At 60.4% G+C, this 22909-nt stretch carries 23 protein-coding genes; 10 read left to right on the top strand and 13 right to left on the bottom strand.

The window, feature by feature from the left end; translation table 11 throughout:
* Positions 1–9 precede the first annotated feature (9 nt).
* From CAF65_RS09580 to CAF65_RS09590, 3 genes are all read right to left on the bottom strand, one after another.
* The gene (locus tag CAF65_RS09580; RefSeq protein WP_085716079.1) at positions 10–1668 is read right to left on the bottom strand and encodes a Na/Pi cotransporter family protein; all 1659 of its coding nucleotides are present in this window, start codon (positions 1666–1668) and stop codon (positions 10–12) included.
* Between the two features lie 287 nt (positions 1669–1955).
* Positions 1956–2723, bottom strand: coding sequence for a TerC family protein (locus CAF65_RS09585; protein WP_085716080.1), 768 nt, complete (start codon positions 2721–2723; stop codon positions 1956–1958).
* 85 nt (positions 2724–2808) lie between these two features.
* Positions 2809–4116 carry a CitMHS family transporter gene (locus tag CAF65_RS09590; RefSeq protein ID WP_085716081.1) on the bottom strand — a complete coding sequence of 436 codons (1308 nt, stop codon included), beginning with the start codon at positions 4114–4116 and terminating at the stop codon, positions 2809–2811.
* 320 nt (positions 4117–4436) lie between these two features.
* Here CAF65_RS09590 and CAF65_RS09595 point away from each other — a divergent pair, with 320 nt between their 5' ends.
* The gene (locus CAF65_RS09595; protein ID WP_085716082.1) at positions 4437–4838 is read left to right on the top strand and encodes a GFA family protein; all 402 of its coding nucleotides are present in this window, start codon (positions 4437–4439) and stop codon (positions 4836–4838) included.
* Here CAF65_RS09595 and CAF65_RS09600 read toward each other — a convergent pair whose 3' ends face one another.
* Both CAF65_RS09600 and CAF65_RS09605 read right to left on the bottom strand, forming a co-directional pair.
* The gene (locus tag CAF65_RS09600) at positions 4839–5165 is read right to left on the bottom strand and encodes a DOPA 4,5-dioxygenase family protein (protein ID WP_085716083.1); all 327 of its coding nucleotides are present in this window, start codon (positions 5163–5165) and stop codon (positions 4839–4841) included.
* A 61-nt stretch (positions 5166–5226) separates the two neighbouring features.
* Positions 5227–6177: a LysR family transcriptional regulator gene (locus CAF65_RS09605; RefSeq protein WP_085716084.1), complete on the bottom strand. Its 951-nt coding sequence runs from the start codon at positions 6175–6177 to the stop codon at positions 5227–5229.
* Positions 6178–6291: 114 nt separating this feature from the next.
* On the opposite strand from CAF65_RS09605, the gene betC reads away from it, so the two are divergent.
* The 3 genes from betC (at position 6292) to CAF65_RS09620 (ending at position 10449) form a co-directional block, all read left to right on the top strand.
* Complete coding sequence (gene betC, locus CAF65_RS09610; protein ID WP_085716085.1) at positions 6292–7806, top strand: choline-sulfatase; 1515 nt, start codon at positions 6292–6294, stop codon at positions 7804–7806.
* A 16-nt stretch (positions 7807–7822) separates the two neighbouring features.
* Positions 7823–8743, top strand: a complete 921-nt coding sequence (choX, locus tag CAF65_RS09615; RefSeq protein ID WP_085716086.1) for a choline ABC transporter substrate-binding protein — start codon at positions 7823–7825, stop codon at positions 8741–8743.
* 137 nt (positions 8744–8880) lie between these two features.
* A complete protein-coding gene (locus tag CAF65_RS09620) occupies positions 8881–10449 on the top strand; it encodes a SulP family inorganic anion transporter (protein ID WP_085716087.1) in 1569 nt (522 codons plus the stop codon).
* A 77-nt stretch (positions 10450–10526) separates the two neighbouring features.
* Here CAF65_RS09620 and aroE read toward each other — a convergent pair whose 3' ends face one another.
* Together aroE and hemF are read right to left on the bottom strand one after the other, a co-directional pair.
* Positions 10527–11348, bottom strand: coding sequence for a shikimate dehydrogenase (aroE, locus tag CAF65_RS09625; RefSeq protein WP_085716088.1), 822 nt, complete (start codon positions 11346–11348; stop codon positions 10527–10529).
* 13 nt (positions 11349–11361) lie between these two features.
* Positions 11362–12276, bottom strand: a complete 915-nt coding sequence (gene hemF, locus CAF65_RS09630; RefSeq protein ID WP_085716089.1) for an oxygen-dependent coproporphyrinogen oxidase — start codon at positions 12274–12276, stop codon at positions 11362–11364.
* A gap of 163 nt (positions 12277–12439) precedes the next feature.
* Between hemF and CAF65_RS09635 the strand changes: the two genes are divergently transcribed.
* Positions 12440–13417, top strand: a complete 978-nt coding sequence (locus tag CAF65_RS09635) for an NADPH:quinone reductase (RefSeq protein ID WP_085716090.1) — start codon at positions 12440–12442, stop codon at positions 13415–13417.
* Between the two features lie 61 nt (positions 13418–13478).
* Here CAF65_RS09635 and CAF65_RS09640 read toward each other — a convergent pair whose 3' ends face one another.
* The 3 genes from CAF65_RS09640 to CAF65_RS09650 all read right to left on the bottom strand — a co-directional run bounded on the left by CAF65_RS09640 (position 13479) and on the right by CAF65_RS09650 (position 16103).
* Positions 13479–14036 (bottom strand): L-threonylcarbamoyladenylate synthase, encoded by a 558-nt coding sequence (locus CAF65_RS09640; protein ID WP_085716091.1) that lies wholly within the window; start codon positions 14034–14036, stop codon positions 13479–13481.
* A 54-nt stretch (positions 14037–14090) separates the two neighbouring features.
* Positions 14091–15197, bottom strand: coding sequence for a DNA-processing protein DprA (dprA, locus tag CAF65_RS09645; RefSeq protein WP_085716092.1), 1107 nt, complete (start codon positions 15195–15197; stop codon positions 14091–14093).
* Between the two features lie 81 nt (positions 15198–15278).
* Complete coding sequence (locus CAF65_RS09650) at positions 15279–16103, bottom strand: peptidoglycan-binding protein (RefSeq protein WP_085716093.1); 825 nt, start codon at positions 16101–16103, stop codon at positions 15279–15281.
* 187 nt (positions 16104–16290) lie between these two features.
* On the opposite strand from CAF65_RS09650, the gene def reads away from it, so the two are divergent.
* The 5 genes from def to CAF65_RS09675 all read left to right on the top strand — a co-directional run bounded on the left by def (position 16291) and on the right by CAF65_RS09675 (position 21012).
* Entirely contained in the window at positions 16291–16797 is a 507-nt protein-coding gene (gene def, locus CAF65_RS09655; protein ID WP_085716094.1) for a peptide deformylase, read from the top strand.
* 57 nt (positions 16798–16854) lie between these two features.
* Positions 16855–17814 (top strand): methionyl-tRNA formyltransferase, encoded by a 960-nt coding sequence (gene fmt, locus CAF65_RS09660; RefSeq protein ID WP_085716095.1) that lies wholly within the window; start codon positions 16855–16857, stop codon positions 17812–17814.
* Positions 17811–19121 carry a 16S rRNA (cytosine(967)-C(5))-methyltransferase RsmB gene (gene rsmB, locus CAF65_RS09665; protein WP_085716096.1) on the top strand — a complete coding sequence of 437 codons (1311 nt, stop codon included), beginning with the start codon at positions 17811–17813 and terminating at the stop codon, positions 19119–19121. The genes fmt and rsmB overlap by 4 nt, the downstream gene beginning before the upstream one ends.
* 22 nt (positions 19122–19143) lie before the next feature.
* The gene (gene trkA, locus CAF65_RS09670) at positions 19144–20520 is read left to right on the top strand and encodes a Trk system potassium transporter TrkA (protein WP_085716097.1); all 1377 of its coding nucleotides are present in this window, start codon (positions 19144–19146) and stop codon (positions 20518–20520) included.
* 174 nt (positions 20521–20694) lie between these two features.
* Positions 20695–21012, top strand: coding sequence for a tetratricopeptide repeat protein (locus CAF65_RS09675; RefSeq protein WP_178076684.1), 318 nt, complete (start codon positions 20695–20697; stop codon positions 21010–21012).
* Here the strand turns inward: CAF65_RS09675 and CAF65_RS09680 are convergent, their stop codons facing one another.
* The 3 genes from CAF65_RS09680 to tag form a co-directional block, all read right to left on the bottom strand.
* A complete protein-coding gene (locus CAF65_RS09680) occupies positions 21013–21252 on the bottom strand; it encodes a pilus assembly protein PilZ (RefSeq protein WP_085716550.1) in 240 nt (79 codons plus the stop codon).
* Positions 21253–21412: 160 nt separating this feature from the next.
* The gene (locus CAF65_RS09685; RefSeq protein WP_085716098.1) at positions 21413–22300 is read right to left on the bottom strand and encodes a lysophospholipid acyltransferase; all 888 of its coding nucleotides are present in this window, start codon (positions 22298–22300) and stop codon (positions 21413–21415) included.
* Positions 22301–22340: 40 nt separating this feature from the next.
* The gene (gene tag / locus CAF65_RS09690; RefSeq protein WP_085716099.1) at positions 22341–22898 is read right to left on the bottom strand and encodes a DNA-3-methyladenine glycosylase I; all 558 of its coding nucleotides are present in this window, start codon (positions 22896–22898) and stop codon (positions 22341–22343) included.
* Positions 22899–22909: the final 11 nt, after the last annotated feature.

A 22909-nucleotide genomic window follows, 5' to 3' on the forward strand; every position in this document is an offset into this window, starting at 1 on the left:
TGTGGACGTTCAGGGTGAATGAGTAATGTCAGTCAAATCGTCGACCACCAGTGCGCCGGTGTCGGATGTTTCCAGAACCACGTAGGCACTGCTGCAAAACAGCGAATTCAGACGCTTCATGTCGGCGATCAGCTCCAGGTGCAGCGAACTGGTTTCGATACTTTGCACGATTTTACGTTGCAAGCGGCTGACATGAGCATGGGCCAGGCGCCGTTCCTGTGCGCGGAAACGACGTTTCTCACGCACCAGTTGCCGGGCACTTTCCGGGTCGGCGCTGAGAAACACCGACATCCCGAGCCGCAGGTTGGAAATCAACTGAGTATGCAACCCGGTCAATTCGTCCAGCCCGACTTCGGAAAACGACCGGCGCTGCGAAGTTTTCTGCTGCTGGACCTTGCGCAGCATGCGTTCGATCAAATCGCTGGCGAGTTTCAGGTTGATCGCCAGTTCGATGATTTCCGCCCAGCGTCGGCTGTCCTGATCGCTGAGATCTTCCCGGGGCATTTGCGCCAGATACAATTTGATCGCGCTGTACAGCGCTTCGACATCGTCGGTCAGGCGTCGCATTTCCTGGGTGACGGCGGTTTGCTTTCCGCGCAAAACGTCGAGCATGGCTTCGAGCATGCTGTCGATCAGGTCGCCCATGCGCAGGGTTTCCCGAGCCGCGTTGGCCAACGCCAAACCGGGGGTGACCAATGCCGTTGGGTCAAGGTGCCGGGGCTTGGCCGTGCCGTTGGCCTGCGGGCGCTCCGGCAGCACCCAGGCACAAAACCTGGCCATCGGCCCGACACTGGGCAACAGGATCAGGCAACGCACGGTGTTGTAGAGCAGGTGAAAGCCAATGACCATTTCCTGAGGGCTGAAATCGAGCCCATCGAGCCAGTGCACCAACGGATCGAGCACCGGAATGATCAATAAAAGACCAATCAGTTTGTACAGCAGGCTGCCCAGCGCCACTTGGCGCCCGGCGGCGTTCTGCATGCTGGTGCTGAGGAAGGCGAGCACGCCGCTGCCGATATTGGCGCCGATCACCAGCCCGATGGCCACCGGCAGGCTGATCACATTGGCACCCGCCAGAGTCGCAGTCAGCAGTACGGCGGCCAGGCTGGAATAGGACATCATCGCGAACAGCGCGCCAACCAGAGCGTCCAGCAGGATGTCTCCAGTGAGCGAGGCGAAAATCACCTTCACCCCTTTGGCATGGGTAATCGGGTGCGCCGCTTCGACAATCAGTTGTAACGCCAGAATGATCAAGCCCAGGCCAATGGCGACACGGCCCATCTGCCCGAGTCGGGTCTGCTTGCGCGACAGAAAGAAAATCACCCCGACAAAGATCAGCAGCGGCGACAGCCACGACAGATCGAACGTCAGCACCCGCGCCATCAGCGCCGTACCGACATCGGCACCGAGCATGGTGACCAACGCTGGCGTAAGCGCCATCAGGCCCTGGCCGACAAAAGAAGTGACAAGCATGGCGGTGGCGTTGCTGCTCTGGACCATTGCCGTCACGACGATCCCGGAGACGAAAGCCAGCCAGCGGTTGGACATGTTTTGGCCAATGACATGGCGCAGATTGGTGCCGTAGACCCGCAGGATGCCGGTCCGGACGATGTGCGTGCCCCAGATCAGCAGGGCCACGGCAGAAAGCAAATTGAGCAGGGTGAGCATACCGGCCCCCTGTGGTGTAGCGCCCCAAAGGAGCAAGTTGACGGTGCCGCGCGACGTTCTACGTTCTGTACTTAAGCTGTAGTTGGCTAACGGCCTGCGCGCCAGCATCGCATAGCCAAAGAAGGGATTGAAACAAAACCGTCATGAAATCCGCTTCATGCAACCAGCCCAAAACAAAGTGGGAGCGAGCCTGCTCGCGATGAGGCCATCAGCTTCAACATTGATGTTGACTGACAGAGCGCCATCGCGAGCAAGCCCGCTCCCACAGGGTGTTGCGTACTACCGGGTTACTGGCCCGGAATGTCCTTGCGCAGTTTCACCGGAGCCTGCTGCGCCTTCTTTTTTGCAATGGCTGTGCGCATCCTGATGTTGATCGCTTCCACTGCCAGCGAGAACGCCATGGCGAAGTAGACGTAACCTTTTGGCACGTGCACGTCGAAGGATTCGGCAATCAGCACCGTACCGACGATCAACAGGAACGACAGGGCCAGCATCTTCAGCGATGGGTGCTTGTCGATGAACTCACTGATGGTGCCGGATGCCCACATCATCACCAGCACCGCCACGATGATTGCCGCGACCATGACCGGTACGTGGGACACCATGCCAACCGCAGTGATCACCGAGTCCAGGGAGAACACGATGTCGATGATCGCGATCTGAATGATGGTGTAGAGGAAGTTGCCGCCCTTGCCCGAAGGCTCTTCGTTGGTTTCGTCTTCACCTTCCAGCGCGTGGTACATCTCTTGCGAGCTCTTCCACAGCAGGAACAGACCACCGAAGAACAGGATCAGGTCTCGCCCGGAAATACCCTGACCGAACACCACGAACAGGTCCGCCGTGAGTCGCATGACCCACGTGATCGACAGCAACAACAGAATCCGCGTGACCATGGCCAGCGCCAGACCGAAAATCCGGGTGCGCGCCTGCATGTGCTTGGGCATGCGGCTGACCAGAATCGAAATCATGATGATGTTATCGATACCCAGGACGATTTCCAGGGCGGTCAGGGTAAAGAAGGCAACCCAGATTTCAGGGTTGGTCAGCCATTCCATGTGTATTCCTTTGAGCGATTGTTAAACCACAAAGGGCCCGGGCTTCAAACAGCGAAGCCTGGACCCGAAGTGGTGAGTCTTGGGCTTATAGAGTGCTGAACACCGGGAAAGTCCCCAATAGCAAAGCAGCAATCAGTATGCAGGTACAAACCAGCACGGCCCACTTGAGAGTGAAGCGCTGGTGGTCACCGAAATCGATGCCGGCCAGAGCCACCAACAGATAAGTTGATGGAACCAGCGGGCTCAACAGGTGGACGGGCTGACCGACGATCGAGGCACGTGCCATTTCCACCGCGGTTATACCGTAATGGCTCGCGGCTTCGGCAAGTACCGGTAATACGCCGTAATAAAATGCATCGTTCGACATGAAGAAGGTGAACGGCATGCTCACCAGCGCCGTGATCACCGCCAGGTACGGGCCGAGGAAGTCCGGAATCACCGCCAGCAGGCTTTTCGACATCGCATCGACCATCCCGGTGCCGGTCAGGATACCGGTGAAGATGCCGGCCGCAAAGATCAGCCCGACCACGGCCAGTACGCTACCAGCGTGAGCCGCGACGCGATCCTTCTGCTGTTGCAGGCAAGGATAGTTGACGATCATGGCGATACTGAACGCCACCATGAACAGCACCGGCAACGGCAACAGACCGGCAATCAGGGCGCCCATCAGGGCCAGGGTCAGGGCGCCGTTGAACCAGATCAGGTTCGGACGACGGGCATCCGGGAACTGCGAAACGCTAATTTCACTGTGGTCGATTTCATCGCCCACCAGGTGCAGTTCACCCAGGCGTGCACGCTCACGCTTGCCGTAGAAGTAGGCAATGACCAGGATCGCCACCACACCGGCCAGCATCGCAGGAATCATCGGTACGAAGATGTCGGACGGGTCCACATGCAACGCACTGGCAGCGCGAGCGGTCGGGCCGCCCCATGGGGTCATGTTCATCACGCCACCGGCGAGGATGATCAGACCGGCCATGATCCGCGGGCTCATGCCGATACGGCTGTAGAGCGGCAGCATGGCGGCCACGCAGATCATGTAAGTGGTGGCGCCATCACCGTCCATGGACACGATCAGCGCCAGTACGGCGGTGCCGACCGAAACTTTCAGCGGGTCGCCCTTGACCAGCTTGAGGATCTTGCGCACAGCCGGGTCGAACAGACCGGAGTCGATCATCAGGGCGAAGTACAGGATGGCGAACATCAGCATCACGCCGGTTGGCGCAAGCTTGGTGATGCCTTCGAGCATCATCGGGCCTATCTTCGGCGAAAAACCGCCGAACAGGGCGAAGATGATCGGAATGATGATCAGGGCGATCAGCGCGGAAAGGCGCTTGGTCATGATCAGGAACATGAACGTGATGACCATGGCGAAGCCAAGGAAAGTCAGCATGGGAATACTCCAGGCGTAGCGCGACTAGGGAATGGGCGGACCGGGCGAGATCAGCGCAGTACGGGAAGCACGAGACGTACGGATGGAGTTACAGCGAAGCGGCGGGTAGAGGAGGACATCAGAATCACCATTGTTGTTGTTAAATGGGCCTGGCAAACAATCGAACGCTTGCATTGGCCACCGGTCTTTTGCCGGTAGTGGCGGCGATCCTAATCGGGGAAGCTTTCAGCCAGCTTTCGCCAATGAAAGCAAGGACCGGATGTGCAACCGATCGTCGGATTGGGTTTCAAGTCCCTGAACACAGGGCGGGAGGTCGTAACATGGGCGAACTTCACACCGGCGGCTGCCACTGCGGGCAACTGCGCTATCAATTCAGCGGGCCGCTGCAGGATATCGTCCACTGCCATTGCTCGATTTGCCGACGGGTCAGCGGCGGCATCGTGACCACCTGGATCACCGTGCCGGCATCCGCCTTTCAATGGCTGGCCGGGACGCCGTCGCGGTACGATTCTTCATCCACCTGCGCACGATATTTCTGTGGCCACTGTGGGGCGCAACTGGCGGTGGTGACACACCTGAGCCCGGACAGCATCGACCTGACCATCGCCACCCTCGATCATCCCGAGCAAGCACCGGCCGAGCGACACATCTGGACCGACAGCCGCCTGTCATGGCTGCATCTGGACGAACACTTGCCCGGTGAGGCTGAAGAAACACTCTGATCAGAAAACAGACAGGTCAAGCGGACGGATTGCGCCCATCCAGATCGCGTGCTCGGTGTGATCAAGCAAATCGTCGCCGGTGTCCGGGTGCAGGAACACCACCAGCCCGTTGCGGTTGAGCGCCAGCCACGGCAGCACGTCGCCCAGCACCTGTGGCCCGAATGCCAACTGGCAGCTCCAGTCCGGATGCGGACCTACCGGGCGCTCGTGCACGCGGCCCATTTTCAGTGGAAACAATTGCGCCGCCTGCTCACACAAGGCTCGCGCCTGATCGATGGTGCTGGCGTCGAAATAGACATGGGCGTGGTAGCCCGTTATGCGTTGCATTGGCAATCCTCTAAATCCGGTCGAGCAGATCACGCGGCACAGGCTGCGATCTTTTCACGTTTCACACCGCAATCGAAGGCAATGACAGCCCCGACAACGACTCAGCACTGCTGGCCTGCTCGGCCATCAGCCAGTCCACAAACTGCTGGATCAATGCTCCGCGCCGTTTGCGTTGTGGCAGGACCACGTAGTAGCCCAGCCTGGACATCGCGGTTTCGGCAATCGGTCGACACAACAAACCCTGGGCCAGCAAGTTATCCACAAGGTGGCGCCAGCCAATGGCCACGCCTTGGCCGCCAATCGCAGCCTGAATCAACAAGGTGTAATTGTCGAAGCGCAATTGCCCGGGCGCCGGGGCCGAGGTGATGCCCAACTCGCGGAACACACCGCTCCAGTCGAACCAGTTACTGCTGTGTTCCCCGCGCAGGTGCAGCAACGGAAACTCCAGCAATGCCTGGGCCGGCAAGGGCAAAGTCCGCTCGCTCAACAACTGTGGGCTGCACACTGGAAACACTTCCTCGCTGAACAGCCAATGGCTTTCACCCTGCTTGAAGCGGCCATCGCCAAACAGTACCGCCACATCGATATCGGTACGTAGCATGTTATGGCTGCGTTCACTGGTGACCAGGCTGACGTCCACCTGCGGATTGGCCGCGTGAAAGCGATGCAGTCGCGGCATCAACCAATAGGCGGCGAAGGCAAAATCGGTGGCAACCTGCAACACTTCATGCTGCCGTTGTGCGCTGATTGCGCTCAATCCTGCGTCGATATTCTGCAAACCGAGCTGAACCTGCTCGTAAAGAATCTGTCCGGCCTCGGTCAGTTCTATGCCGCGATAAATGCGGTCGAACAGGCGTGTCGCCAGCTGTTCCTCCAGGCGCTTGATCTGCTGGCTGATAGCCGGTTGTGTGGTGCCCAGTTCAACCGCCGCAGCCGTGAAGCTGTGCTGTCGGGCCGCCGCTTCGAAGGCACGAAGCAGATCCAGTGACAGGTCACCAAGGGTGTCATACATAAGCTGTGCTTATCCTAGTCATTGCCGTACATGGGCTTTACCGCAGCAAGCGAGGGTTTCATTCTCGAAGCCAGCACTCTCGCATAAACATCCACTATGGAATGCCGCGATCACATGAAGCGCAAGAACATTCTTTTCATCATGGCCGATCAAATGGCCGCGCCAATGTTGCCGTTCTACGGTCCATCGCCGATCAAGCTGCCCCATCTGAGCCGCCTCGCCGAACAAGGCGTGGTGTTTGACTCGGCTTATTGCAACAGCCCACTGTGTGCGCCGTCGCGTTTCACCCTGGTCAGCGGCCAGTTGCCGAGCAAGATCGGCGCCTACGACAATGCCGCCGATTTCCCCGCCGACGTACCGACTTATGCCCATTACCTGCGTCGCCTCGGCTACCACACCGCCCTCTCGGGCAAGATGCATTTCTGTGGGCCGGACCAGTTGCATGGCTACGAAGAACGCCTGACCAGTGATATTTACCCGGCCGACTACGGCTGGGCAGTGAACTGGGACGAGCCGGACGTACGCCCGACCTGGTATCACAACATGTCGTCGGTGCTGCAAGCCGGCCCGTGCGTGCGCACCAATCAGCTGGATTTCGACGAAGAGGTGGTGTTCAAGGCCCAGCAGTACCTGTTCGACCATATCCGCGAAGATGGCGACCAGCCGTTCTGCCTGACCGTTTCGATGACTCACCCACACGACCCGTACACGATTCCCAAAGCCTTCTGGGATCTGTACGACGACGCTGACATCCCGCTGCCTGCGACGCCGGAGCAGTACGATCTCGATCCGCACTCGCAACGTTTGCTCAAGGTCTATGACCTGTGGGACAAGCCTCTGCCTGTGGACAAGATACGCGATGCCCGCCGCGCCTATTTCGGCGCGTGCAGCTATATCGACAGCAACGTCGGCAAACTCCTGCAAACCCTCGAAGATACCGAGCTGATCGATGACACCATCATCGTGTTCTCCGGTGACCACGGCGACATGCTCGGCGAGCGCGGGCTCTGGTACAAAATGCACTGGTTCGAAATGGCCGCACGGGTCCCCTTGTTGATCAGCGCGCCGGGGCAATTCGGTGCCGGTCGGGTCAGCGCCAGCGTTTCGACCGCCGACCTGCTACCGACACTCGTCGAACTGGCCGGTGGCTCACTGGAGCCGGGCTTGCCGCTGGATGGCCGCTCGCTGGTTCCGCACCTGCAAGGGCTGGGCGGACACGACGAGGTATTCGGCGAATACATGGCCGAAGGCACCATCAGCCCGTTGATGATGATCCGCCGAGGTGCCTACAAATTCATCTACAGCGAAGACGACCCTTGCCTGCTCTTCGATGTACACAATGACCCTCACGAACGGGAAGAACTCAGCCATTCGACGCAACATCGCCAGTTGTTCGACGATTTTCTCGCCGAAGCGCGGGCCAAGTGGAATATTCCGGCGATTCACCAGCAAGTGCTCGCCAGCCAGCGACGTCGGCGTTTCGTGGCCGAGGCGCTGACCCTCGGCAAGCTGAAGAGCTGGGATCACCAGCCGCTGGTGGACGCCAGTCAGCAATACATGCGTAACCACATCGACCTCGACGATCTGGAGCGTAAAGCACGTTATCCACAACCCTGCCAAAACCAATAATGTTAAGGGGAAGTCCATGCAAAAGTTATCCATAGTACTGACGGTCGGGCTCCTGGCACTGGGCAGTGCATCGGCGTTTGCCGATCAGAGTTGCGAAACGGTGAAGATGGCCGATCCGGGCTGGAGCGACATCGCCGCAACCAATGCCATCACCGGGTTTCTGCTGGACGGCATGGGCTACAAGGCCAAGGTCGACACACTCGCGGTGCCGATCACCTTTGGCGGGCTCAAGGACGGCCAGGTCGATGTATTCCTGGGTAACTGGATGCCGGCGCAGCAGGGCTTCTATGACAAATTCGTCGCCAGCGGTGATGTCACGCAATTGGCGAAGAACCTCGACGGCACCGAATTCACCCTCGCCGTGCCGGACTACGTATGGGACGCAGGTGTGCATGACTTTGCCGACCTGAACAAATACGCCGACAAGTTCGACCGCAAGATCTACGGCATAGGCTCCGGCGCACCGGCGAACATCTCGCTGCAAGAGATCATCAAGAAAAACGATTTCGACATGGGCCAGTGGAAACTGGTCGAGTCCAGCGAACAGGCAATGCTGGCGGAAGTGTCCCGCGCAGTGAAAAAACAGAAATTCGTGACTTTCCTCGGTTGGACCCCGCACCCGATGAACGTGCAACTGAAAATGCATTACCTCAAGGGCGGCGAGAAATACTTTGGTGACACCGGGACCGTCCACACCCTGACCCGCAAAGGTTATGCACAGGCCTGCCCGAACGTCGGCAAACTGCTGACCAACCTGAGCTTCACCCAGGACATGGAGAACAGCATCATGGCCGAGGTGGTGAACAACAAGGTCAGCAACGCCGACGCGGCCAAAGCGTGGATCAAAGCCAACCCGGCGGTGCTGGATAAATGGCTCGACGGCGTGAAGACCGTGGATGGGCAAGATGCGTTGCCGGCGGTCAAAGCCAAGCTTTAAGGCTCAAAGACGCCTTCGCGAGCAAGTCCGCGCACTCCCTGTGGGAGCGAGCCTGCTCGCGAATGGATGTTTGCCCTTGCGCTGCAGCCTCTGAAATACCACCCTGACGCAATTACAGTCGTTCACCGAGAGGCCCCATGGCCCTTCCCAGCCGCCATTCACTCTTCCCGTTCCTCACCTGGCTACCCCGGCAAACCCGCGCCAGCGTCGGCCGAGACCTGATCGTCGGCCTCAGCGGCGCGATTCTCGCGTTGCCGCAATCCATCGCCTACGCACTGATTGCCGGCCTCCCACCGGAATACGGCCTGTATGCCGCAATCATCCCGGTGCTGATCGCCTGCCTGTGGGGTTCGTCGTGGCATTTGATCTGCGGTCCTACGGCGGCCATCTCGATTGTCCTGTACGCCAGCGTCAGTCCTCTGGCCGTTCCAGTGTCGCAGGACTACGTCATGCTGATCCTGTTACTGACATTTCTTGCCGGCATCTTTCAGTGGCTGCTGGGCTTGCTGCGGTTTGGCGCGCTGGTGAATTTCGTCTCTCACTCGGTGGTACTCGGCTTCACCCTTGGTGCTGCCGTGGTGATTGCCATCGGTCAATTACCTAACCTGCTGGGGCTGGACTTGCCCAGCCAGGCCACCGCGCTGGACAGTTTCATCACGTTGTTGCGCCATCTCGGCGAAATGGACAAACCTTCGCTGGCGCTGGGGCTGGCGACGGTCGTGGTGGGCGTGATCCTCAAGCTGTGGTTGCCACGCTGGCCGACGCTAATGATCACTCTGGTGCTGGGTGCATTGCTGGTCTGGCTTTGGCCATCGATGTTCGGCCATGTGCAACTGGTCAGCGCCTTTACCGGCAAGCTGCCGCCATTCAGCCCGTTGCCGCTGGACCTTGACCTGATCCTGCGCCTGCTGCCAAGCGCCGTGGCAGTGGGCATGCTCGGGCTGGTGACCAGCCTGTCGATTGCCCGCTCGATCTCCGCACGTTCGCAGCAATTACTTGATGCCAACCAGGAAGTTCGCGCCCAGGGCTTGTCGAATATCGTCGGTGCGTTTTTTTCCGGCTCCTTGTCTGCCGGTTCTTTTACCCGCACCGGACTGAGCTACGAGGCCGGTGCCTGTTCGCCGCTGGCGGGGATTTTTTCCGCACTGTGGGTAGCGCTGTTCGCCATTTTTGGCGCGCGACTGATCGAACACATACCGATTCCGGCCATGGCGGGCAGCATTCTGTTGATCGCCTGGGGACTGCTGGACCATCGCGGCATACGTGCGTTGCTGCGGGTCAGCCGTGCCGAATTTCTGGTCATGGCGCTGACCTGCGTCGCCACGCTGCTGCTGGAGTTGCAGACGGCGATCTACGCCGGTGTGCTGGCCTCGCTTTTTTTCTACCTCAAACGCACATCGCAACCACGGGTGCAGCACGTGCAAGATGGCGAGGAAGACATTCTGCGGGTAGGGGGCTCGATCTTTTTCGGTGCCAGCCATTACCTGCAAGTACGCCTGCAACGCATGCACGGCGCGCGCGTGGTGATCGAGGCGCAGCAGATCAACTTCATCGACTATTCAGGGGTGGAAATGCTGCATCAGGAAGCGCGGCGCCTGCTGCGCCAGGACCGCAGCCTGACATTGCGCCGGGCCCGGCCGCAGGTGGTGGAAGAGTTGAGGAAGCTGGAAGGGGCGGAGAAATGCCCGATCCGGTTTGAGGATTAATCCGACTTCACTCGCTCCCACATTTGATCTGTGTCATTCACAAATCCAGTGTAGGAACAGGCTTGCTCATCAAGCTGTTAAAGGGCCAGTTGCCGACGCAACTCAGCCAGCACCGGCGCCGTATCCGGTCGCACTCCGCGCCACAGGAAAAACGCTTCCGCCGCTTGCTCGGCCAGCATCCCCAAGCCATCCATCGCCACCGCGGCCCCGTGTTCGCTGGCCCAGCGGCAGAACGAGGTCGGTTCCTTGCCGTACATCATGTCGTAGCACACCGTTTTTCCGGGTTCGATCAGGCTGGGCGCAATCGGCGGCACATCGCCCGTCAGGCTCGCGGAGGTCGCATTGATGATCAGGTCCACCGACTCCTGCAACCAGTCGTAACCGCTGGCCGAGACCGGCCCCAGATCGCCAAACAGCTCCGCCAGCAGTTCGGCCTTGTCCAGCGTGCGGTTGGCGATGATCACCGATGCCGGTTGCTCGGCCAGCAGCGACTCCAGCGCACCACGCACCGCACCACCAGCACCGAGCAACAGGATGCGTTTGCCCTTGAGACTGAACCCGGCATTGACCGTCAGATCCCGCACCAACCCAGCACCGTCGGTGTTGTCGCCCAGCAGACTGCCATCGGCCAGTTTGCTCAAGGTATTGACCGCGCCGGCACGCTGCGCCCGCGCCGTCAGACTGTTCGCCAATCGAAAGGCTTCTTCCTTGAACGGCACCGTCACATTGGCGCCGCGCCCTTCAAGGAAAAAAGTCCGGGCACAAGTGGAAAAGTCGTCGAGTGGTGCCAGCAGCGTGTTGTAGTCCAGCTTCTGCGCGGTCTGCTCGGCGAACAGGCGATGGATCAGCGGTGACTTGCTGTGGCCAATCGGGTTACCGAATACGACATAACGATCCATCAGGTTTCCTCGTTCAGGCTTCGGCCAACCAATCGCGGTCTTGCAGAAAATATTCGGTCAGGCGCGCTTCTTCGCTGCCAGGCTCGGCCTTCCAGTCGTAACCCCAGCGCACTTGCGGCGGCAGGGACATCAAAATCGATTCGGTGCGACCACCTGACTGCAGGCCGAACAATGTGCCGCGGTCATAGACCAGGTTGAATTCAACGTAGCGACCACGGCGGAATTCCTGGAACTCACGCTGTTTGACGGTGAACGCATCGTTCTTGCGGCGCTGCACGATCGGCAGATAGGCGTCGATGTACGCGTCACCGATAGCGCGCATGAAGGCGAAGCTGGTGTCGAAGTCCCACTCGTTCAGGTCGTCGAAAAACAGCCCACCGATGCCACGCGGCTCGTGACGATGCTTGATGTGGAAGTAGCTGTCGCACCAGGCCTTGTAGCGCGGGTAAACATCCGGGCCGAACGGCGCGCAGGCTTGCTCGGCGACGCGGTGCCAGTGAATGCAGTCTTCTTCGTTGCCGTAATACGGGGTCAGGTCGAAGCCGCCGCCAAACCACCAGACCGCTTCTTCACCTTCTTTTTCAGCGATGAAAAAGCGCACGTTGGCGTGGGAAGTCGGCACATGCGGGTTGTGCGGGTGAATCACCAGCGACACGCCGAGGGCTTCGAAGCCACGGCCGGCCAGTTCCGGACGATGAGCGCTGGCGGACGGTGGCAGACCACTGCCGAAGACATGGGAAAAGTTGACGCCTCCCTTTTCAATCACCGTGCCGTTTTCGATCACGCGGGTACGACCGCCACCACCGGCCGGCCTGGTCCAGGCGTCTTCGACGAATTGCGTGCCACCGTCTTCAGCTTCCAGGGCGGAGCAAATACGGTCTTGCAGGTCGAGCAGGTAGGCTTTTACGGCCTCGGTGCGGGTCGTCATGTCATCACCTTGAATCGGGCAATACTACGCGGCGCTCCATTGGAGCTCAGCCTGCGCAAATGGGTCCGTAGCATACCATCGCAAGTCGACCCGTCGCAGTTGACGAAGATCAAGCTTAGGAGTCCGATAGGGAGCTTGGTAAAATGACCTATGGAGAGTTCTGATGGCAAAGCGTATCCAGTTCCGTGCCCATGGCGGCCCCGAAGTGCTCGAGTATGTGGATTACCAACCCGCCGAGCCAGGTTCCAAGGAAGTGCGCGTGACCAACAAGGCCATCGGCCTGAACTTCATCGACACCTATTACCGCAGCGGTCTGTACCCGCCACCATCCCTGCCATCGGGTGTCGGCTCGGAAGGGGCGGGCGTGGTTGAGGCAGTGGGCAGTGAAGTGACCCGCTTCAGGATCGGCGATCGTGTGGCCTATGGCAGCGGCCCTCTGGGCGCCTACAGCGAGGTTCACGTCTTGCCCGAGGCCAATCTGGTAAAACTGCCGGACGCCATCAGCTTCGAGCAGGCCGCCGGAGTGATGCTCAAGGGCCTGACCGTGCAGTACCTGCTGCGTCAGACTTATGAACTCAAGGGTGGCGAAACCATCCTGTTCCACGCCGCGGCGGGCGGTGTCGGCTCCCTGGCTTGCCAATGGGCCAGGGCCTTGGGCGTGAAGCTGATCGGTACGGTCAGTTCGGCGGAGAAAGCTGCACTGGCAAAAGCCAACGGTGCCTGGGCGACCATCGACTACAGCCACGAAAACGTCGCCCAGCGCGTGCTTGAATTGACCGACGGCAAAAAAGTCCCGGTGGTGTACGACGGCGTTGGCAAGGACACCTGGCTGACTTCACTCGACAGTGTCGCGCCGCGTGGGCTGGTGGTGAGTTTCGGTAATGCGTCCGGCGCGGTCGACGGCGTGAACCTGGGGATCCTGGCGGGTAAAGGCTCGCTGTACGTGACCCGGCCAACCCTCGGCACTTATGCGAACAACGCCGAGAACCTGCAACGCATGGCCGACGAGTTGTTCGAGATGATCATCAGCGGCAAGTTGACCGTGGACATCAGCCAGCGTTATCCGCTGGTCGACGCGGCGAAGGCGCAGACCGAGCTGTCGGCACGACGCACGACGGGCTCGGTGGTGTTGTTGCCTTAACATTTTCAGCGCCTGCTCGGACCTCATCGCGGGCCTGCCCGCGATTGGGGTCAACTCGGTCTCAATCGGGGCGCACAACCTTGCCGGTCGCCAGATCGCGAATCAAGCTCGGGTTCTTGCGTCCGCCCAGATTTCCGCCCAGCACCAGATCCACCTGGCCACGGAAATACTGCTCGACGCGAATCCGTGTACGTGCCGCCGGGCGCCCCTGCGGGTTGGCCGACGTCGACACCAGCGGCCCGACCAGCGCGCACAAATCCCGCACCAGCGGGTGATCGCTGACCCGCAGCGCCACGGTTTCATGCACGCCGGTAATCCACTCCGGCAGCAGGTTCTGGTGCGGCACCAACCAGGTGTTCGGCCCCGGCCAGGTGCTGGCCATGCGGTCCATCCACAATTCGGGGAAGTCTTCGAAGAGGAAATCGAACTGACGGATGTTGTCGGCAACCAGAATCAGCCCCTTATCCACAGACCGGCCCTTGATCAGCAGCAGACGCTCCACCGCTTCCTCGTCCCACGGGTCGCAACCCAGGCCCCAGACTGCTTCGGTTGGGTAGGCAATCACCGCCCCGGCGCGAATTGCTTGCGCGGCTTGTTGCACACGCCAACTGTTGACCATGAAAAACACTCCAGAATAAGGCTCTGCGCAGTTTACCGATCTTGTTTATAAAACCTAGCTCACCCGTGCAAACCAGCGCCCGCTTTCGCAAACGGCGCGACCGTCCATTTCCAGTTCCGTCAACGCCACCAGCACTTTCGGCAGGGCCCAGCCGCTTGCGTCGGCCAGCGCTTCACTGGTGTGAGGCGCGGCATGCAGCAGCTTCAGTAGTGGGTGAGCCGATACTGCGGTGCAGGTTTCTGTGGATAACGGCAGTCGTTGCCAGCCGCGCAAGGCTTCGAGGATATGTTCGATGGTTTCCACCAGCACCGCACCGTCACGGATCAACTGATGGCAGCCGCGGGCGCCGGGATGATGGATCGACCCGGGCATCGCAAACACCTCGCGTCCCTGTTCCGCCGCCAGCCTCGCGGTGATCAGTGAACCACTGGCAACACTCGCTTCGACCACCAGCACCCCGAGTGACAAACCACTGATGATCCGGTTGCGCCGAGGGAAGTTGCCGGCGCTGGGGCCCGCATCCAGCGGAAACTCGGAAAGCACTGCGCTGCCCGAAGCAATCATGGCGTCCGCCAGGCATCGATTTCGCTGTGGATAAAACTTCTCGAGCCCCGTACCGAGCACACCGACCGTTTGCCCGCCGACGTCCAGCGCGGCCTGGTGCGCGGCGGCGTCAATGCCCAGGGCCAGGCCGCTGGTGATGACAAAACCGGCACCGGCCAGGCTGCGGGAAAACGCGGCAGCGGTGTCCATACCCGGCCGGGACGCGCGACGGCTGCCAACCATCGCCAGTTGTGGTTTTTCCAGAATGCCCGGGTTGCCCGCGACAAATAACAGCGGTGGTGCATCGCTGATTTGTGCCAGCAGTGCCGGATAGTCCGGTTGGTCCCACATCAGTAAATGCTGGGCCGGACGCTCTAACCAGGCCAATGCATGGCTGGCGCCGTCGCGAATGTCAGTGCTTCGTCTGACCTCGGAACAGGCCAGTGGCAAACCCAGCGCGCGCCAGGCACTGGCGGGCGCACTGAGCGCTTTGGATGCCGAGCCGAAGGCTTCGAGCAACTTCTTGAAGCGCGCAGCACCGAGTTCCGGTAAACGGTGCAGACGTAATCGAGCTTCCAGTTCCGCGGGGGAAACCGGTGTAACAGTAGGCATCGACATGGATCATCCTTGATCGTTATGAGCACCCGTACAAACGGGAATAAGCTGTGGATAACTCTGTTGGTAACTTGTGAGGCAAACTTAGGGATTTCGCACCTTGTCCATCACCGACAGCGAGCGCGAGGCGTTGAGCACCAGCCCATAACTGAGTTTGTCGTAAGTACGGAAAACCATCAGCAGACCCGCGCGCTCATCGGGAATCTTCAACGGCTGGCCGGTGATCCGGTCCCGCACGGTTTCGCCGGTTTTCATCACCGCCAGAACATTGCCTTCGACCAATCCATCGCGCTGCCCCTTGTTCAGCGTGACCACGTCCAGTGCGCCGATCTGCGTCACCCCACGCGGCACATCGATGATCAGGCCGTTGATCTCGGTACCCGGCGCGCTGGGCATGAACGTCGAATTGATCGAGCGTTCTTCGCCGCTGAACAGGCGGTCGCCGAGGCGGACTTCCTGGGTCGTGCGCTGCAACACCAGGGTGGCGACGTCGCCTTCAGTGGCCACGACCTCGCCGCCACCGATGTCGTCGGCGTTGATCCCCAGGAACTCCTTGCTCTGCGGATCGGTGTAGACCTTGCCCTGGCGGAAGATGCCGTACTCCGGTTGCGCCGGGTCGAAATGGCCTCGGGCAAAGATCCGGTCACCGGTGCCGCTGAGCACGCGCTCGGCATCGCCGGCGACAATGTAGGGCGCCGTTTCGAAATCCTCGGCCTTGTCGACGATGCGGTTGCTCAGCAGAAAACTGTTGATCGATTTCAGCGCAATGCCGGGGATAGCCTCGGTCACGGGGCTGCTGCGCACCTGAGGCGACAGCTTTATGGTGGGAATATCTTCCCTGGGTTGCACTTGCCCGTGTACCAGACCGGCCGAAGCCAGGAGCAGCAGGGCGAGTAGTGATTTCCTCATGCGGTGAATCCCTTTATTATATGCGTTCGCGTGAAACGCCAGAGCCCTCGGTGGCTCGCTCCCGGCTTGCTTGTCAAAACTTGCTTGTCAAAAGAAGGGAGCTACGTTTTACAACGGTAGCCTGCATTTCTTCGGACCCGCCAGGCCATCGACCCGACCTTACTTCACACGTGCACTAATCAAGCTTATGGCCATTTTAAACATCCTCGAATTCCCTGATCCGCGTCTGCGCACTATCGCCAAGCCAGTGGCCGTAGTGGACGACGAAGTGCGTCAGTTGGTCGACGACATGTTTGAAACAATGTATGAAGCGCCTGGCATCGGCCTCGCCGCGACCCAGGTCAACGTGCACAAACGTATCGTCGTGATGGACCTCTCCGAAGACCGCACCGAGCCTCGAGTGTTCATCAACCCCGAGCTCGAACCGCTGACCGACGAGATGGGCCAGTATCAGGAAGGCTGCCTGTCGGTGCCGGGTTTCTACGAAAACGTCGATCGCCCGCAACGGGTCAAGGTCAAGGCGCTGGACCGCGACGGCCAGCCTTACGAACTGATCGCTGAAGAATTGCTCGCCGTGTGCATCCAGCACGAATGCGACCACCTCAATGGCAAATTGTTCGTCGATTACCTGTCCACGCTCAAACGCGACCGCATCAAGAAGAAACTGGAAAAGCTTCATCGCCAGAACGCCTGATGCCCATCTTCAAAGGCTTGCTGCGGCAAGCCTTTTTCTTTTCAAGAGACGTCACCCATGACTGAGCCACTGCGCATTGTCTTTGCCGGCACCCCGGAATTCGCCGCCGAACACCTCAAGGCCCTGCTGAGCAGCCCTTACGAGATCGTCGCGGTCTACACCCAACCGGATCGGCCGGCCGGTCGCGGGCAAAAACTGATGCCGAGCCCGGTCAAGCAGCTGGCGCTGGAAAACAACATCCCGGTGTTGCAGCCGCCGACCCTGCGCAACGCAGACGCGCAAGAGGAACTGGCTGCGCTGAAACCGGACTTGATGGTGGTGGTCGCTTACGGCCTGATCCTGCCGCAAGTGGTGCTGGATATTCCGCGCCTGGGTTGCATCAACAGCCACGCCTCGCTGCTGCCACGCTGGCGTGGTGCAGCGCCGATCCAGCGCGCCGTGGAAGCGGGCGACGCCGAAAGCGGCGTGACCGTGATGCGCATGGAAGCCGGCCTCGACACCGGGCCGATGCTGCTCAAGGTCACCACCCCGATCAGTGCCGAAGATACGGGCGGCAGCCTGCATGATCGGCTCGCCGAAATGGGCCCGCCGGCCGTGGTCCAGGCAATTGCCGGCCTCGCCGCCGGAACCCTGGAAGGCGAAGTCCAGGACGACAGCCTGGCCACCTACGCACACAAATTGAACAAGGACGAAGCACGCATCGACTGGACTCGCCCGGCAGTTGAGCTGGAACGCCTGGTCCGCGCCTTCAACCCGTGGCCAATCACCCACAGCACCTTGAATGGCGAAGCCCTGAAAGTGCTGGCCGCGAACCTCGCCGAAGGCAAAGGCACCCCGGGTGAAATCCTCGGCGCCAGCAAGGACGGTCTGACCGTCGCCTGCGGCGAACAAGCCTTGTGTCTGACCCGCCTGCAATTGCCCGGCGGCAAAGCCTTGAACTTCAGCGACCTGTTCAACAGCCGCCGTGAGAAATTCGCCATCGGCACTGTCCTCGGTCAAGCGGCGGACGCTCAATGAATCCGCGTCTGGCCGCCGCCAAGGCACTCGCAGCCGTCCTGAACGGAAAAGCATCGCTCAACAGTTCGCTGCCCACGCAACTGGACAAGGTCGAGGACCGTGATCGCGGCTTCACCCAGGACCTGGCGTTCGGCACCGCACGCTGGCAGCCACGCTTGTCGGCGCTGGCGGCCAAACTGTTGCAGAAGCCGTTCAAGGCCACCGACGCCGATGTCGAGGCGCTGTTGCTGGTCGGTCTCTATCAACTGCTCTACACCCGCGTCCCGGCCCATGCCGCGATTGGCGAGACGGTCGGTTGCGCCGACAAGTTGAAAAAACCATGGGCCAAGGCCTTGCTCAACGCTGTTCTGCGTAACGCTCAGCGCGAAAGCGAAACGATTTTCGCCGAACTGGAACGCGATCCGGTGGTGCGCACTGCCCACCCGCGTTGGCTGCAAAAATCCCTGAAGGCATTCTGGCCAGAGCAGTGGGAAGCCATTTGCGCCGCCAACAACGCGCATCCGCCGATGATTCTGCGGGTCAACCGTCGCCATCACACCCGGGATGCCTACCTCGGTTTGCTGACAGATGCCGGTATCGCCGCCACGCCGTGTGTCCACAGCCGCGACGGCATCGTGCTCGAAGCGGCCACCGATGTGCGCAGCCTGCCGGGTTTCGCCGAAGGCTGGATCAGCGTGCAGGACGAAGCCGCGCAACTGGCCGCTGATCTGCTGGATCTGGCACCGGGCCAGCGGGTGCTGGACGCCTGCTGCGCACCGGGCGGCAAGACCTGCCATATTCTCGAGGCCGAGCCAGAACTGGCCGGCGTCGTGGCGGTAGACCTGGAAGCCAAGCGCCTGGTGCGGGTTCGGGAAAACCTCGAACGCCTGAAACTGAGCGCCGAACTGATTGCCGCCGACGGTCGCGACACTCAGGCGTGGTGGGACGGCAAGCCGTTCCAGCGCATCCTGCTGGACGCACCCTGTTCGGCCACCGGCGTGATTCGTCGTCACCCGGACATCAAGCTGACCCGCCAACCCGACGACATCGCCGCACTGGCGCTGCTGCAAGGCGAGTTGCTCGACGCCATGTGGAGCACGTTGGAGGTCGGCGGCATTCTGTTGTACGCCACCTGTTCCACGCTGCCGACCGAGAACACCGAAGTCATCGAAGCCTTCCTTGCCCGCACGCCGGGTGCCCGTGAACTGGACCTTGCCACGGCGGCCGGTATCAAGCAGCCCCATGGTCGCCAGTTGCTGGCCCAGGAAGGCGGCCACGACGGGTTCTACTACGCCAAGCTGATCAAGATCGCCGCTGCGCGCGGTTAAATGGATTCAATGGAGTGAGTGGATGAAAATCATCATCCTGGGTGCAGGGCAGGTTGGCGGTTCGCTGGCGGAACACCTGGCCAGTGAAGCCAATGACATTACTGTGGTCGACACCGATGGCGAACGCCTGCGTGACCTGGGCGACCGCCTGGACATTCGCACCGTACAAGGTCGCGGCTCATTCCCGACGGTGTTGCGCCAGGCCGGAGCCGATGACGCCGACATGCTGGTCGCCGTGACCAACAGCGATGAAACCAACATGGTCGCCTGCCAGGTCGCCCACACCCTGTTCCATACCCCGACCAAGATCGCCCGGGTTCGCGAAGCCGCGTACCTGACCCGCGAAGAGCAATTGTTCCAGAACGAAGCGATTCCGGTGGACGTGCTGATCAGCCCGGAACAAGTGGTTACCAACTACATCAAGCGCCTGATCCAGCATCCGGGCGCCTTGCAGGTGATCGACTTCGCCGAAGGCAAGGCGCAACTGGTGGCGGTGCGGGCGTACTACGGCGGGCCGCTGGTGGGTCAGCAATTGCGGCAGTTGCGTGAACACATGCCGAACGTGGAAACCCGCGTCGCGGCGATTTTCCGTCGTGACCGGCCGATCCTGCCGCAAGGCGACACGGTGATCGAGGCCGACGACGAAGTATTTTTCATCGCTGCCAAAGCGAACATTCGCGCGGTCATGAGCGAAATGCGCCGTCTCGACGAAACCTATAAACGCATCGTCATCGCCGGTGGCGGGCAGATCGGCGAGCGTTTGGCCGAGGCCATCGAAAGCCGTTATCAGGTAAAAGTCATCGAGATGAACCCGGCACGCTGCCGCCATCTCTCGGACCACCTCGACAGCACCGTGGTGTTGCAAGGCAGCGCCTCGGACCGTGACCTGCTGCTGGAAGAGAACATCGCCGACGCAGATCTGTTCCTCGCCCTGACCAACGACGACGAAGCCAACATCATGTCGTCGCTGCTGGCCAAGCGCCTGGGTGCGAAGAAGGTGATGAGCATCATCAACAACCCGGCCTATGTCGATCTGATCCAGGGTGGCGACATCGACATCGCCATCAGCCCGCAACTGGCGACCATCGGCACCTTGCTGGCCCACGTGCGCCGGGGTGACATCGTCAGCGTGCACTCACTGCGCCGGGGCGCGGCGGAAGCCATCGAGGCGATTGCCCACGGCGATGCGAAATCGAGCAAGGTGATCGGCAAGGCCATCGAGAACATCGGCCTGCCGCCGGGCACCACCATCGGTGCGATTATCCGCGACGAAGAAGTGATCATCGCCCACGATGACACCGTGATCGAAACGGGCGACCATGTGATTTTGTTCCTTGTGGATAAAAAGCATATTCGCGATGTGGAAAAGCTGTTCCATGTGGGGTTGAGCTTCTTCTGATCCGGATTTTTCGGTGATCAGATTGGCCTCATCGCGAGCAAGCTTGCTCCCACAGGGTTCTCGGTCGTACACGGCATTTGTGTTTCTGAAGATCAACTGTGGGAGCGAGCTTGCTCGCGATAGCGGACTTCCAGATCCCGGATATCCTCCTGACACACCTCAAAAAGGAATCCACTGATGATCGAATCCCTGGAAAAAATGCTCGCCAAGGGTGTGGATAACGCTTTGCTGCGCTTCGGCCTGGGCAAGGGTTATCTGGATCTTGGAGAGAACGCCAAGGCTGCGGAGCATTTTCAGCGCTGCGTCGAGTTCGATCCGAAGTATTCGGCGGCATGGAAACTACTGGGCAAGGCCCATCTGGCGCTGGCGGACTTTGCAGCCGCGCGGCAGGCCTGGGAGCAGGGCCTGGAAGCTGCTCGCGGCCATGGCGACAAACAGGCAGAGAAGGAAATGACGGTGTTCCTGAAGAAGCTCGAGCGTCAGGCGCACTGATCAGAGATAACGCAAACCGATGCCCTCGGCATCGACCAGCACCACTTCCATGCGTACCCGCGGCGCGCCTGTGGGTAAGTCCTGCACCTGTCCGTAGACCACCGCACCCCGGGGCAGCGCCGACAGTTTCGGATGCTTGACGTAAACACCGGTGGTCGACAGGTTGCGCGTCTGGCCCAGGCAATCGCCGAAGCTTTCGTGACTGATCCTGATGCGAAACGACTTGCGGTGTTCGGACATCTTCTGCGCCCTTTGATGAACGGTTGTGGAACGTGTAGGAGCGAGCAAGCTCGCGATGGGTGCCAGGGCGCCGCGTTCAACCTGGCAGCCCACATCATCGTTAACGTCCATCGCGAGCAAGCTCGCTCCTACAGGTTAACCACAGAGTGTGCCAAGTCAGTCAATACCAACGCTCTTCACCCGGTGGACGCTTCTTGAAGCGCTTCATGCTCCACATGTACTGGCTCGGGTAAGCCCCGACATAACGCTCGACCACTTTACTCATGGCCGCACAGGACTCCGCCGTATCGGTGCTGTACATGGCCTCTGGCGCGGCTTCGAGGATCACTTTGTAGCCTGAACCGTCCGGCAGGCGCAGGGCGTGCAGGAACACGCCGACTGCTTTGCCGCCAGCCAGCATGTTCGGCACGAACTTGCTGGTCAGCGCCTGAGTGGCGAAGAACGGCACGAAGATCCCGGCGGATTCGGCCGGTTCCGGGTCAGCAGGAATGCCCACTGCACCACCTTTGCGCACTTCCTTGATGACACTGAGGATGCCTTCCTTGGTGGAAGCAGCGACCTTGTTACCCAACTGCACCCGCTGCTTTTGCAGCAATTCATCCACCGCCTTCAATTTCGGCGGACGGTAAAAAATGATCGGTTTGCACTGGCTGCAATAGAAGTGATTGAGCACTTCCCAGTTGCCCAGGTGGCTGGTGATGCCAACCACGCCTTTGCCGGAGGCCAGGGCGTCCTTCAATATGTCGAGGCCTTCGACTTCGCGCACCAGGTCGATGGAGCGCTGGGCCGGCCAGATCCAGGCACAGGCGCTTTCGGTCAGGGACTTGCCGATGTCTTTCAGGCTCTGGCCCACCAGGCGTTCACGCTCGGCGGGGTCCATGTCCGGAAAGCACTTGGACAGATTGATCCGTACCACGTCGCGGGAACGGTTCGGGGTTTTCCACATGACCCAGCCAATCGCCGAGCCCACGGCCTGCACGGCCCCCCACGGAAGCAGGGCAAACAGCCGCAGAGCGCCTACCAGCAAGGCGCCTTTCAACTTATCCACAGGTCACTCCTGATCTTGTGCTGTGCGCGAGGCGGCCATTCTAACCGCCGTTCGCCAGCTGCGCGTAGCGGTCGCAATCGCGGGTGTGATCCATGACCATGCCCGAGGCCTGCATCAGCGCATAGCAAATGGTCGGCCCGACGAACGTGAAACCGGCTTTTTTCAGGCCTTTACTCATTTCCACGGCAGTCGATGTCACGGCCGGGACTTCGCTGCGATCCTTGAAATGATTGATCACAGGCTTGCCTCCGACGAACGACCAGAGAAATTCCACCGGGTCCTCCAGCGCCAGCCAGGCCTGGGCATTGCGCCGGGCCGCGTTGAGCTTGAGGCGGTTGCGGATGATGCCCGGATCGAGCATCAACTCGTCGATTTCGGCATCGCTCATCTGCGCCACGCGCTGGACATCAAAACCAAACATCACCTGACGATAATGCTCGCGTTTACGCAGCACGGTGATCCAGGAAAGCCCGGCCTGGAACCCTTCGAGCAAAAGCAACTCGAACAATCCCTGCGCATCGCGTAGCGGCGTGCCCCACTCCTGATCGTGATAAGCCATGTACAGCGGATCTTCGGAACACCAAAAGCAGCGTGGCATAAGGCTCCAGG

The organism is Pseudomonas sp. B28(2017) (genome assembly GCF_002113025.1).
Lineage (GTDB): Bacteria > Pseudomonadota > Gammaproteobacteria > Pseudomonadales > Pseudomonadaceae > Aquipseudomonas.